Annotated in this window: 13 protein-coding genes and 1 tRNA gene; 7 read left to right on the forward strand and 7 right to left on the reverse strand. The window is 69.8% G+C overall.

All coding sequences use genetic code 11. From position 1 onward, the window contains the following. Positions 1-436, reverse strand: a 436-nt coding sequence (locus C475_RS08975) for a hypothetical protein (RefSeq protein WP_152436371.1), incomplete at its 3' end; no start/stop codon positions are given. 133 nt (positions 437-569) lie between these two features. On the opposite strand from C475_RS08975, the gene C475_RS08980 reads away from it, so the two are divergent. Further along, positions 570-2,798, forward strand: a complete 2,229-nt coding sequence (locus C475_RS08980) for a glycoside hydrolase family 3 N-terminal domain-containing protein (RefSeq protein WP_006883496.1) — start codon at positions 570-572, stop codon at positions 2,796-2,798. 98 nt (positions 2,799-2,896) lie between these two features. On the opposite strand, the gene C475_RS08985 is transcribed toward C475_RS08980, so the two are convergent. Further along, complete coding sequence (locus tag C475_RS08985) at positions 2,897-3,946, reverse strand: DUF7282 domain-containing protein (protein ID WP_006883497.1); 1,050 nt, start codon at positions 3,944-3,946, stop codon at positions 2,897-2,899. 1 nt (position 3,947) lies between these two features. Then, entirely contained in the window at positions 3,948-5,069 is a 1,122-nt protein-coding gene (locus C475_RS08990) for a DUF7350 domain-containing protein (protein ID WP_006883499.1), read from the reverse strand. A gap of 186 nt (positions 5,070-5,255) precedes the next feature. On the opposite strand from C475_RS08990, the gene C475_RS08995 reads away from it, so the two are divergent. From C475_RS08995 to C475_RS09005, 4 genes are all read left to right on the forward strand, one after another. After that, positions 5,256-5,663 (forward strand): hypothetical protein, encoded by a 408-nt coding sequence (locus tag C475_RS08995; RefSeq protein WP_006883500.1) that lies wholly within the window; start codon positions 5,256-5,258, stop codon positions 5,661-5,663. A 430-nt stretch (positions 5,664-6,093) separates the two neighbouring features. Beyond that, the gene (locus C475_RS09000; protein WP_006883501.1) at positions 6,094-7,314 is read left to right on the forward strand and encodes an MFS transporter; all 1,221 of its coding nucleotides are present in this window, start codon (positions 6,094-6,096) and stop codon (positions 7,312-7,314) included. A 341-nt stretch (positions 7,315-7,655) separates the two neighbouring features. Next, a complete protein-coding gene (locus C475_RS24315) occupies positions 7,656-7,832 on the forward strand; it encodes a hypothetical protein (RefSeq protein WP_006883502.1) in 177 nt (58 codons plus the stop codon). 119 nt (positions 7,833-7,951) lie between these two features. Next, a complete protein-coding gene (locus C475_RS09005; protein WP_006883503.1) occupies positions 7,952-9,442 on the forward strand; it encodes a sulfatase in 1,491 nt (496 codons plus the stop codon). Between the two features lie 436 nt (positions 9,443-9,878). On the opposite strand, the gene C475_RS09010 is transcribed toward C475_RS09005, so the two are convergent. After that, a tRNA-Val gene (locus C475_RS09010) sits at positions 9,879-9,953 on the reverse strand. A gap of 52 nt (positions 9,954-10,005) precedes the next feature. After that, positions 10,006-10,275, reverse strand: coding sequence for a DUF7553 family protein (locus C475_RS09015; protein ID WP_006883504.1), 270 nt, complete (start codon positions 10,273-10,275; stop codon positions 10,006-10,008). Between the two features lie 232 nt (positions 10,276-10,507). Between C475_RS09015 and C475_RS09020 the strand changes: the two genes are divergently transcribed. Then, complete coding sequence (locus C475_RS09020; RefSeq protein WP_006883505.1) at positions 10,508-11,458, forward strand: MBL fold metallo-hydrolase; 951 nt, start codon at positions 10,508-10,510, stop codon at positions 11,456-11,458. A gap of 35 nt (positions 11,459-11,493) precedes the next feature. Here C475_RS09020 and C475_RS09025 read toward each other — a convergent pair whose 3' ends face one another. Next, positions 11,494-12,030, reverse strand: coding sequence for a cob(I)yrinic acid a,c-diamide adenosyltransferase (locus C475_RS09025; RefSeq protein ID WP_006883506.1), 537 nt, complete (start codon positions 12,028-12,030; stop codon positions 11,494-11,496). A 146-nt stretch (positions 12,031-12,176) separates the two neighbouring features. Here C475_RS09025 and C475_RS24320 point away from each other — a divergent pair, with 146 nt between their 5' ends. Then, positions 12,177-12,350: a DUF7838 family putative zinc beta-ribbon protein gene (locus C475_RS24320; protein ID WP_006883507.1), complete on the forward strand. Its 174-nt coding sequence runs from the start codon at positions 12,177-12,179 to the stop codon at positions 12,348-12,350. Positions 12,351-12,407: 57 nt separating this feature from the next. Here C475_RS24320 and C475_RS09030 read toward each other — a convergent pair. Further along, positions 12,408-12,755, reverse strand: a 348-nt coding sequence (locus C475_RS09030; protein WP_006883508.1) for a sensor histidine kinase, incomplete at its 5' end; no start/stop codon positions are given.

Genomic DNA, 12,755 nt, shown 5'->3' on the forward strand with positions numbered 1-12,755 from the left:
CTCGCGCCATCAGAGATGTGTATAAGAGACAGAGGTGGGGCGCCACCGCCTCGGGCTCGTTCAACACGACCTGTACGATGATCTGTGTCCCCAGCAGTTCCAGCGAGTTGAAATCCCGTTCGATCAGTCCGAAGACCGCAGGCACCGAGTCGACGATGTCCTCCGGGTACTCTCGGACGACGCCCAGCAGCGCGGTTCCCGCCTGCTGTGCGACCGAGTTGCGGTCGTCGTCGAGCAGCGGGAGCAAGTCGTCGACGAACGGGCGCACCACCGACGGGTCCCGTTCGGCGAGCTGCGACAGCGCCTGGGCGGCCTCGTTTCGCCTGATGTTCGTCTCCGACGCGAGTGCTTCCCGGATCTGTTCGCGGTCTTCGTCGTCCATCGCTTCGGATACAGTGTCGACCCCCTCCAACGGTGCGGACTCCTCGTCGGTCATACCCGAGTCCAGCCCGTCGAGCGACAAATACGTGTGGATATCGATACCACGGACGGCCGTTCGGCTCACCCGGACGGTCCGGCTCGGGATTCACCTCGCAATGTTTATGTGGGCGTCGGAAATCCATCCGAACATGCAATCGAGCGACGCGGATCCCGAGTATCAACGCCCGGATCTCCCGGTATCGCGGCGAGTCTCGGATCTGCTCGATCGGATGACAGTCGAAGAGAAGGCCGGTCAGCTAGTCGGAACGTGGGCCGGGCAGATGCACCGGGCGGTCGACGTGGCGGAGGTCAAAGACCTGGTGCGCGAGCAGCACCTCGGCTGTGCGGCGCCGTTCGGCTGGGGCGGGTCGACGGGGACCGAAGTCGCCGAGATCGTCGACATCGTCAACGAACTCCAGGAGGTCGCGACCGAGGAGACGCGGCTCGGGATCCCCCTCTTTTTCAACGTCGACGCGGTCCACGGGCACGCCTACGTCGCCGGCTCGGCGGTGTTCCCGAACGGGCTGGGCGCGGCGGCGACGTGGGACCCCGACCTGATCGAGGCGGGCGCGCGGGTCACCGCGACGGAAGTGGCGGCGACCGGCGCCCACCAGAACTACGGGCCGACCTGCGACGTGGGTCGTGACCCCCGGTGGGGCCGCGTGTTCGAGACGTTCGGCGAGAGCCCGCGGCTGGTCGCCGAGATGGCCGCCGCGAAGGTGCGGGGCTACCAGGGCGACGGGATCGAGGCCGAGGACACCGTCGTCGCGACGGCGAAACACTTCCCGGCCTACAGCGAGCCCGAGCGCGGCGAGGACGCCGCGCCGGTCGACGTCTCGGAGTACAAGCTCCGAAACACGTTCGTTCCGCCGTTCGAGGCCGCCCTGGCGGAAGGCGTCGAGTCGGTGATGCCCTGTTACAACTCCATCAACGGCGAGCCCGTCCACGGCTCCGAGCGGTGGCTCACGGACCTGCTGCGCGGCGATCTCGGCTTCGACGGGACCATCGTCTCGGACTGGGGCGGCGTCCGCCACCTCACCGACGACCACAAGACCGCGGCGGACCTCCGGGAAGCGACCTACGACGCCCGGACGGCGGGCCTCGACGTGGCCTCGGTCGGCAACGACCTCGAACAGGAAGAGCTGGTCGACCTCGTCGAGTCGGGCGACCTCGCCGAGTCGGTCCTCGATTCGAGCGTCGAGCGCGTTCTCGAACGGAAGTTCCGGATGGGACTGTTCGAGGACCCCTACGTCGAGAAGGACGAGGCCGTCGAAACGGTCGGGTCCGACGACCACCAGGAGGCCGCCCTGGAAACCGCGCGCGAGGCGATGACGCTCCTGAAAAACGACGACTGTCTCCCGCTCGACGGCGACGAGGACGTGTTCGTCGGCGGACCGAACGCCGACGATCTGGTCAGTCAGGTCGGCGGCTGGTCGGTCGAGAGCGAGGAACACGTCGACGGGACGACCATCGCCGAGGAGATCCGCGCCCACGTCGACGGCGAGGTGACCCACGAGCAGGGAGCGACGCACAACGAGACCCTGGACGTGGACGCCGCGGCCGAGAAGGCCGCCGCCGCGGACGTGGCCGTCCTCGCGCTCGGTGAGGGGTGGTACCTCCACGAGTTCGGCGCGGGCGACCCCCGCACCGAGACCGGCGAGTTCCCCACCCGCGAGCGACTCGCGCTGGGCGAGGCCCAGCAGGAACTGGTCGAGGCGGTCGCCGAGACCGGGACGCCCGTCGTCGGCGTCCTCGTCACCGGGCGCCCGCTGGCGGTCGAGCACCTCGACGAGCGGGCCGAGGCCGTGCTGATGGCGTACTTCCCGGGCACGATGGGCGGGAAAGCCGTCGCCGAGACGCTGGTCGGCGAGAACGACCCCAGCGGCCGACTCGCGGTCACGGTCCCGCGCTCGGGTACGCAGGTCGACCTCCACCACGACCACCTCCACCAGCCCCGTCCGATCGGCGACTCCGAGCACCCCGACTCCTACGACCCGCTCTACGAGTTCGGCCACGGGCTGAGCTACACCGAGTTCGAGACCGGCGACCTCTCGGTCGACGAGGCGGTCGTCGGCCCCGGCGACACCGTCGAACTCGACGTCGCGGTCGAGAACGTCGGTGACCGCCGCGGGACCGAAGTGGTGCAGGTGTACAGCGCCACCGAGTCGAAGACGCTCGTCATGCCCGAGCGGCGCCTCCAGGCGTTCGAACGGGTCGATCTGGACGCCGGCGAACGCGCGACCGTCACCGTCGAGGTCCCCGTGGAGAACCTCGGCGTCTACGCGCCCGGCGACGGCCACCGCGTCGAGGCCGGCGACTACGACCTCGTAGTCGACGGCGAGTCCGTCACGGTGACCGTCGACGGCGACTACCTGTAGCGCAGGACGGCCATCTCTTCGGCTTTCGACGCTCCCAGCCCGAACAGCGACGGCTTCGGCCGCCACCCCTCACCGATCGCGGCCATCCCCGTCGAGCGCTACTCCCGACGGGACCGTCCGACGGCGACCAGCGTGGCGAGCACGACCACCAGCGCGGCGAGTGCGACGCCGAAGCCGGCACCCGAGCCCGAGGTGGTCTCGGTCGCGGCGGGCTCCCCGCCGGTCGCGCCACCGGGCGACGTACCCGCCGGAGCGCTCGTGACGGTTCCGCTACCCGCGGTCGATCCGTCCGTCGGCGATGCCGTGGGCGACGCCTCGGGGGCGGTCGTCACCGTCGGCGTGTTGATCAGGGGGCCGTCGTCCGTGCCGTTCCCGGGTGCGACGGTCAGATACGTCTGGACTGGCCGGTCGCCCGCGGTGATCGGCGGGTCGGCTGGACCGAACGCGCCGTCGCCGTCGTCGCGATGTGCGACGACGCGGACCCGGAAGTCGCGGTCGCGCTCGGCGACGAACGACTCGTTTAGCGCGACCGTGACGTTGCGGTGGACGCCCGCGGGCAGCGAGCGCGACCCGATACTGGCGTTCCGTCCGACCGGGTACACCGCGACGTGGCCGGGCGCCGAGAAGTCGACTCGCCGGACCGTGAGCGCCCCGTCGGGGACGGGCTGGGCTTCGAACCGCATGCCGAGGACCCGGGTCACCCCGTCGCTCTTTCGGACCGTGATCTTCGTCCGGGCGGCCGGACTGAGCCGCGCGGCCGACGCGTCGGTCCCGGGGTCGAACGTCTCGTCCCCGTCGACGTCGTTGTGCAACACCGCCCAGACCGTCCGGTTGCCCGGCCACTCCGCCCAGGTCGCGTCGTCGATCCGGACCGGCACGCTCGTCCGGTAGGTCAGGTCCGGCGTCCGACCGACGTACTCGTGGCCGATCGGCGCCCCGGGACGCCCGCCGTCGTCCGCGTGGAGGACGACGAACCCGGGCCGCAGCGCCGACACCGCCTCGACGACGACGGCCCCGTCGTCGGTCACTTGCGAGTCGGCCGCGACGTGGTCGCCGTGAGCCTGGACGGTCGCGACCGCCAGCGGCGTCGTGAGCGCCAGCGCCAGCGCGAGGACGACGGCGACCCGGCGGGAAGCGGTCCCCGACATATCAGGCGGTGACCGTCGCCGACCCCATCCGGAGGAACGCCCGCTCGTAGCCCTCGTGACGGGCCAACTGCGGAGGCGTCCCCACTCGGAGGGTCACTTCGTCACCGGAGCGGACGGGTTCGGGCAGCGCCGCGCCGTAGTGGTGGCCGAGGTCGGGGTCGAGCGTGGGTTCGAGCGGGCCCTCGAAGACCGTCTCGCCGTCGCGGGCGACAGACGCCGACGACGCCATCGCCGGGAGGACCAGCCGGTTGAACGGCGTCCGCGCCGAGACGGCGAGGTACGGTTGCCCGTCGGTGAACCGACCGGCGTCGGCGGCGGGGAGCTGTGTGGTGACGAGTTTGGCGTCGTCGCTGCGGCCGGTGCCGAGGACGCGACCGGGGAGGTCGGTCGGCTCGGGCGCGCGGGGCTGGGGTACGTCGCCCATCTCCATCGGCCGCAGGGCCCCGCGCTGGCCCGCCTGGTCCAGCTGTTCGGTCGTGAGCCGTTCGCGCACCTGTTTGGACCACTCGAACTCGACGGCCGCCGTCGCGCCGTCCCCGAAGCGACCCTCGAAGGCGCCGGTCGTGCGCGCGCTCACGCCGCCGACGCTGAGCCGTGCGGTGTAGGTCCCGTCGCCCTCGAGCGGGAAGTTCGCGCCGTAGTGAAACCCCATCCGCTGGGAGAGCATCCGATAGATGACCTCCTGGGTGACCAGCTCGCCGTCGCGGGTGATCTCGACCGAGAGGTTCGAGTCGGGCAGGACCGTTCGGGTCTCGGGGTCCCAGACCGTCGCCATCAGGTGGACGTCGTCGCTCTCCTCGATCTCGGTGACGGAACGCTCGTCCAGGTTGACGGTCCAGAAGCGGTGGGGGACCGCGACCAGCAGGGCGAAACGGTAGTCCCCGGCGGTCGCCGTTCCGGGCATCACCATCGTCTCGCGGAACGACTGGACGTAGACGCCGCTGGGTCCGTCCGGGGTCGGGGTTGCCGTCGGGTCGTCGGTCGGGGACCGGGTCGGGGCGGGCGTCGATCGGGTGCCGGGCGCGGCGGTATCGGTCGCGTCGCCGCCGCCGTCGCCGAGACAGCCGGTGAGGCCGACCGCCGCGACGCCCGTCGCGGAGTGGAGGAATCTCCGTCGGTTCATCGCCCGAGGATTAGGCCATCGCGCGGTTAACCGTTCTGGTCGGGCCGTCGACAGGTCCGCCGCGGACGCCGTTGCGAGCCGTTCGTCGGCCGCTCGGACCGGACGGTCGCCGACCACTCCGACCCTGGACGCGCTGTCAGCACGTCTCAGTGTGTATTTAAGCCCTCGGCGACCGTCGGTACTACCATGGTATTCGAGAACGTCACCCTGTTCGAAGTACACCTCGACGACGCCCGGTTCAGCGCCGACACCGGCCGATCCGACGGTCGACGAGCCGAGGCGGACGACCGACACGCCGGCGACGAAACAGTCGCCGACGACGGGGCGGTCGAGACCGAAACCGCCGGCGGCGACGAGACGACGGGGTCGAGCGGTCGCGGTCGGTTCGTCAAGCTGGCGGCGGCGAGCGTCGTCGTCAGCGCGGTCGCCACAGTCGTCGCTCGACGCGTCGCCGGTCGCGGGGACGATCCGGTCGCTGTCGACCTCGAATCCGGCGACGCGTTCGACGACGCGGCCGCGGACGAGCCCGAGCGGGTCGACGACCCGGTGTCGACCCCGACCCCCGACGGTGCCGACCGAAGCGACAGCGAGTGAGGCGGAGATCCGCCGCTTCGAAGCGTCGACCTCCGGAACGTCCCGGCTCTCGGCCGTTCGAGCGAAACGTTAAATCGTTGTTTTAGTCTCGCGAGGGGTTATTGTGGCGGGGTCCCACGCTTCGAGTGCGGTCGGCGCGCCCTCCACCTGGCGGGCCAACCGCGTACCCGAACACCCCACCCGCGACCCGACAGGGCCGGGCGGCCGCCCGCCGCTCGTGCCCGCCGCCCCGTCGCCCGCGGGGCGGCCCCATCCGCCCGTTCGAACCCGTCGCCCGCGGGTTCGGACACCCATTCTGCGCTCGCCGAGTCGTTCCGGAGCGACGGCGTTCCCGAGCGACAACGCGCCCGGACGGACGGGTCCGGGCTCCCCGATACGTCCGCTCGGCCGGACTCACAGTTCTTATTCGCTCGGCGGCCCCACTGCGGTCATGGAACGCCGCCGGACGGTCGTCGCCTCGGTCATCGTCAGCACGTTCCTCGTCGGACTCGGCGGCGGCGTCGTCTTCCCCATCCTCCCGAACCTCGGCACCGTACTCGGTATCTCGCCGTTCCTCGTCGGGTTCATCCTCAGCGCGAACCGCTTCACGCGGATCCTCGCCAACGCGCCCGCGGGGTCGATCGTCGACCGCGTCGGCACCCGGACGCCCTTCGTCGTCGGGCTGTTCGTCGAGGGGCTGGCGACGGGGGGCTACGTCGTCGCGCTCCGGGCGCCGCTGCCCGAAGCGTGGTTCCTCCTCGCTCGCATCCTCTGGGGGATCGGCAGCGCGCTGGTGTTCGCTACCGCCTACACCATCGCCGCCGACGTGAGCGACGGCGAGGACCGGGGGACGAACATGGGCGTCGTCCGCGGCGGCATCACGCTGGGCTTTCCCGCGGGCCTCGTCATGGGCGGCGTCGTCAGCGACGCCTACTCGGTGTTCGCCGCCTTCGCGGTCGCCGCCGGCTTCGCCCTGCTGGCCAGCGCGGTCGCCTACCGCACCATCCCCGAGACCCACGTCGACGAGGAGCGCACCGCGGTCAAGCCCTGGGAGATCGACACCGCGCTGCCCACGCTGACCGTCGGCCTCGTCAACTTCGGCCTCTTTTTCGCCTACCTCGGCGCGCTGTTCGCCACGCTCGTCCTCTTCGTCGACGCGAAGGGCATCACCGTCTGGGGCTACGGCCCCCAGGGCATGTCCGGCCTGCTCATGGCCGTGACCGTCCTCTCGGCGTCCGTGTTCACCCTCGGCGGCGGCAAGCTCAGCGACGAACTGGGCGCCCGCGTGCCCACGCTGGTGGGGTTCCTCGTCGTCTCCTTCGTCGGATTCGCCGCCCTCTCGACGGCCGGCTCTCTGGAGCGTCTCGTCGCCGCCTGCGTCCTCATCGGCACCGGACAGGGCGGTGCCAACGGCCCGCTGATGGCCCTGCTCGCGGATCTCACCCCGAGCGACCGCACGGGTCGCGCGATGGCCACCAACAACGTCCTCGGCGATCTGGGCGGCGGCCTGGGCCCGATGGTCTCGCTTCCCGTCGTCGAGGCGGTCGGCTTCGCCCCCGTCTACGCTGCCTGTGCCCTGATACCACTCCTCGCGGGGTGCTTGCTCGTCGTCGGCATCTACTCCCAGACCGGTCGCCTCAATCCCCGGACGGCGACGCTCTCCGGGGAGTAAATGTCGGTCGAAAACACTGTTTGGACTTCTGCTCGATCTATCGAAGTAATTATATAAATACATATGATCCGCTCGTCGACCCGATCCGGTCGGTGAGTACGCGTGTTCTGCCTGTATCGGTCACTCAGGACTGTATTCCGAAAAGCGGCATCCGAACGTGGTTTCGGATCCGGGATACATACGGGCGGAAGAGCCGCTGAAACTGGTTTTTGTATCGGCGAGATCGTCGCTCGGGAAGAAATATTATTTTCTTTTTCATAATTTTCTTCGAATATGTCTGCCGATACGGGCGAGAATGCGGAGATCGAGTCGGTTATCAGTGGCCATCGGTGAGAAGTGGTGTGACCTCCACCGAACCCGAGGATCCGTCGACGCTGGACCCCCTGACGACTGCCGCCTACCACGTCACCGTCGACGGCGGGCGTGACTCGTTCTACGCGCTGAGCATCGAGCGCGAGGACAGCGACACGGCCTATCTGATGTCCGACACGGTTGTCGCGCTCGACGAGATGCGGTGATTTTTGCCGACCCGTGTCTCGTTCGAGGGACGCTGTTGGGCTCGCCGGCCGGTCGAGACGGGTAGTGTGCGCGTTCGCCGACCCCATCACCTATAAAGACAGGAACTCGACAGGTGTGCATGGACGGCCGACGCGGCGTGACGCGGCGAGAGGCGCTCGCGGGACTCGGCGCGGGTGTCGCGCTCTCGGGGTGTGCCGGGCGACGCGAGACGACCCCGAGCGCGACGAACGCCCCCGACTACCCGGGGGCGCCGTTGCCCGAGCGGCCGAACATCGTCGTCGTCTACGTCGACGACTTGGGTTGGCTCGACACCGGGTTCCAGGGGAGCCAGTACTACGACACGCCGAACCTCGACGCTCTCGCCGACGAGGGCGTCGTGGCGACCAGCGGCTACGCGAACGCGCCCAACTGCGCCCCGAGCCGCGCCTGTTTTAACACCGGCCAGTACACCCCTCGCCACGGTGTCGGAACCGTCACCGACCCGCCGCCGAGACGCCCCGAAGCCCGCCGCCTGGAGACGCCCCCAAACAGCGAGCGCCTCGGGACCGACAACGCGACTATCGCGGAGGTGCTCTCCGACGCCGGCTACGCCACGGGCTTCGTCGGTAAGTGGCACCTCGGCGAGGCGGACTCCCGGCACGGCCCGCTCGCCCGAGGCTTCGACCGCAACGTCGGCGGCGACATCGTCGGCCGCCCGCCCGCCGGCTACTTCTCGCCCTACCGCCTCCCCAACGTGACCGACGACGGCGGCTACCTTCCCGACCGCCTGACCGACGACGCCATCGAGTTCGTTGCCGACCACGCCGGCGGCCCCGACCCCTTCTTCCTCCTCTTCTCGACCTACAGCGTCCACGGCCCGCTGCAGGCCCCCGACGACGCCGTCGACGCCTACCGCGACGTCGACTGCTGGAACGGCCAGTGCAACCCTACCTACGGCGCCATGGTGTCGAACCTCGACGCCAACGTCGGCCGCCTCCTCGCCGCGCTGGACGAACGCGGGATCCGCGAGGAGACGCTCGTCGTCTTCACCTCCGACAACGGGGGCCTCGGCGACTACGACGAGATCGGCCTCCCCCGCGACTGGAAGCGCGTCACCTCTCAGGGCCCGCTCCGCGGCGGGAAGCGCACCCTCTACGAGGGGGGCATCCGCGTCCCCACCGTCGTCTCCTGGCCCGGCGTCGTCCCCGGCGGCCGCCGCTCGTCGACGCCGATCGCCGGCACGGACTTCTTTCCCACGTTCGTCGACCTCGCCGGGGCGCACGACGCCGTCCCCGACGACCACGTCGTCGACGGCCGCAGTCTCGTCCCGTGGCTCACCGACGGGACGCCGCCCGACCGCGACGCGCTGTTCTGGCACTTCCCGTTCTACCACGCGGGCGCTTCGGCCGGCCGCCCCTTCCAGGCCGAGCCCGTCTCCGTCGTCCGCGCCGGCCGCTGGAAGCTCCACCGCTTCTACGAGGGCGACCGCGTCGAGCTGTACGACCTCGCGAACGACCGCTCCGAGCGGCGCAACCTCGCTTCCGACCGGCCGGCGGTCCGGGACCGACTCCGCGGGACGCTCGACGACTGGCTCAACGAGACCGACGCGCCGCTCCCCCGACCCAAGTGACCGGTTCGGAACCGCGAACCGTCCGGTCCGGGTACACCCGCCGTCTGCCACGTCGAGCCACTCCAGCCGTGCGAACCGTCTAGTCGCGTCGCTCTTCCTGTCCGGGGAGTTTCACGGTGGGGGATCACCAGAAACGAGTTGGGGCGGCGTTGAACCGGAGGCAGACGTCCTCGCTCACTCCGTTCGCTGCGCGCGACTGCCGGGGTTCAACTCCGGACACCAGTTCTCGGCTCGCTGACTCGCGGGCTCGCGGCGCAGCCGCTCGCACCGCTCGTCAGTTTGCGCCTCGAAAATGGGTTAGGGCGGAGTTGAACCGCGCCGAGACGTGCTCACGTCGTTGCGCGCGTCTCGTCTGCTTCAACTCCGCGAAACCAACGACAGACGGCACGAGGGCGAGCGACATGGAAGTCGCTCGCGGAGTCGTGCCGTCAGAAGATGGGTTGGGGCGGAGTTGAACCGCCGACTTCCTCCGTGTGAAGGAGGTATCATAACCGGACTAGATCACCAACCCGGACACTCGACGGTAATCCAGCACCGCCCTTAAGAATTGCTTTCCGTGGTCGTTACTGCGACCCGGCCTCGCCGCCGCGATACTCGCCGACGGTCTCGCGCGCCTCGGCGACGACCGCCCCGGCTTCCCCACGAACTCGCTCCGGGATCGTCTCCAGTTCCGACCGAACGGCCTCGATCCGTCCCGGCTCGGGCTCGCGTTCGCGACCGACCAGCGCCCGTACCCGATCCTCGACCGGCGCCAGCTCCTCGCGCACACCCGTTCGAGCCGTCCGAACCGCTCGCTTCAGGTAGTACAGGCTGTCTTCGAAGTGTCGGTTCATATCTGTCCTTACGCCGCCAACAGATATATGCGTTTCCCCCACCGCAACGTTTATGTGTTTTTAGGTTAACCTAAAACACGTCGGCGCAGGGCCATTGCGGCCCGCGCCGCTGTCTGTCCCATACTGTCAGGCTTGCACGCGACGGTGGGCATCGCCGTGTGCGGCCGCTCGCGGGGTCGAACGGGAGCGTCCACCCGCCACACCCTTACGCTCGCGCCCTGTAGCGGAGGCCATGTTCGAGCAGGTACCGGTGCCGACGCCCTTCCAGGTCGGGCCGGTCAACGCCTACCTGACCGAGCGGACGCTCGTCGACCCCGGTCCCGACAGCGACGAGGCCTGGGCACACCTCACGGACGCGCTGGCCGAGCGCGACCTGACGCCCGAGGATATCGAGCAGTTGCTCATTACCCATCCCCATCCCGACCACTTCGGCCTCGCCAAGCGGTTCAGCGAGCGCGGCGCGACGGTCGTCGCACATCCCGACGCGGCGTCGATCATGGCTGACTTCCCCGGCCGACTCGACGCCGAACAGGCCTTCTTCCGCGACTTCTTCGAACGCTGCGGGATGGCGCCCTCGACGGCAGACACCGTCACCGAACTGCCCGGTGCGTTCGTCCACTACGCGCCCAGCGTGACCGTCGACCGCGAGGTCGCCGCGGGCGACCGCGTCACCGTCGACGGGACCGAACTGCTGGTCGGCGACCTGGCGGGTCACGCCGCCGGCGAGATCAGCTTCGCGTTCGACGGTCCCGCGGGTCGGGAGGCGCTCGTCGGCGACAACGTCCTCGCGGAGATCACGCCCAATCCGTTCCTCCAGCCGCCACCGGACCCCGAATCCGACCGCCCGCGCGTGCTCCCGGCGTACAACGACTGCCTCGCAGACCTGCGGGAGGAGGGATACGACCGCTTGCACCCCGGCCACCGCGACCGGATCGGGAACCCCACCGAACGCATCGACGACATCCTCGCCGAACACGACGACCGCACCGAGCGCGTCGCCGGCCTGCTGGACGAGCCGACGACGCCGGCCGCGGTCATGAACGAGTTGTTCGGCGACCTGCCGGTCACCGAGCAGTTCCCGGGGATGAGCGAGGCGGTCGGTCACCTCGACGTGCTCGAAGCGGCCGGTCGCGCGACCGTTCGCGAGCGCGAGGGCGAGATCGTCTACGAGCGGACCGAGTGAGCGGGGACGCCCCTCCGGTCGGGGCCGGCGCCGAGTCAGTACGTCGGCTCTTCCTCGGGGACGCCCTCGCGCTCGTTCACCACGCGGGCGAGCGTGAAGAGTAGGTCCGAGAGCCGGTTGAGATACACGAGGGCAGTCCCGTTGACGCCGTCCTCGGCGTCCGCGAACGCGACCCCGCGGCGCTCGGCACGCCGGCAGACGGCGCGGGCCCGGTGGAGTCGCGCGCCGGCCTCGGAGCCGCCGGGGAGGACGAAGTGTTCCAGCGGGTCGAGTTCCGCGTCGAACTCGTCGATGCTGTCCTCGACCGCCTCGACATGGGTCTCGCGGACCCGCGGGTCGTCCTCGTCGGGGTCGGGGTTGGCGAAGTCGGCCTGGACGACGTGGAGGTGGTTCTGCACCTCGGCCAGTAGCTCGTCCACGTCGTCGTGGCCGGTGGGGCGGACCGACCCGACCGTGGCGTTGACCTCGTCGACGGTGCCGTAGGCCTCGATGCGCGGGTTCGCCTTCGAGACGCGGGACATGTCCCGCAGGTCCGTCTGTCCCTCGTCGCCGCGGCCCGTGTAGATCTTCATACCGCCGCTCGGGCGGCCAGCGACTTAACTCCGGGTCCGAACGGCCGGGACGGTCGAACCGTCCTCGACGACGAGCCGCCGGCAGCGGCCGAGTCACCCGACGAAAGATCGGGACGTTAAATTACCGCGGCTCGGAAAGGGGTGACATGAGCGAAGTCCTCACCCACGAGTGTCCGGTCTGTGAGAGCGAGCAGGAGTTCTACCAGGCGGCCAGCATGAAAGTCCACATCGGCGAGAAGGTCAAGTGGCACTGCTGGGAGTGCGACTACGGCTTCGTCCGCATCGACCACACCGTCGACACGAGCGAGACGCCGGCCTAGCCCGCTCGAACGGGCCGTTTTCTCGGAAGGGAGCGTCGGTCCCGAGCGCTAGCCGTCTCACTCGTCTGCCTCGTCGGCCGGCGTCAGCGAGAGGACGACGGCGGTCCCGCCGAGGTCGCTCTCCTCGAAGCGCAGGCGGCCGCCGCAGGAGTCGACGACCCAGCGGACGATCCAGAGGCCGAGGCCGCTGCCGTGTTCGAGCTGCGTGATCTCCGTCGACTCGTCGACGACGGTGCGCTCGTAGTCGGGGATCCCCGGACCGTCGTCGTCGACGCGCAGATCCACCCGGCCGGCTTCGCGGTCGGCCTCCACGCGGATGTTGACGTGTTCGCCGCCGTACTCGACGCTGTTTTCCAGCAGTTCCGTCAGCGCGAGCTCGATCAAGACTCCAGATCGGAAGAGCGT

Origin of the sequence: Halosimplex carlsbadense 2-9-1 (assembly GCF_000337455.1) — an archaeon.
GTDB lineage: Archaea > Halobacteriota > Halobacteria > Halobacteriales > Haloarculaceae > Halosimplex > Halosimplex carlsbadense.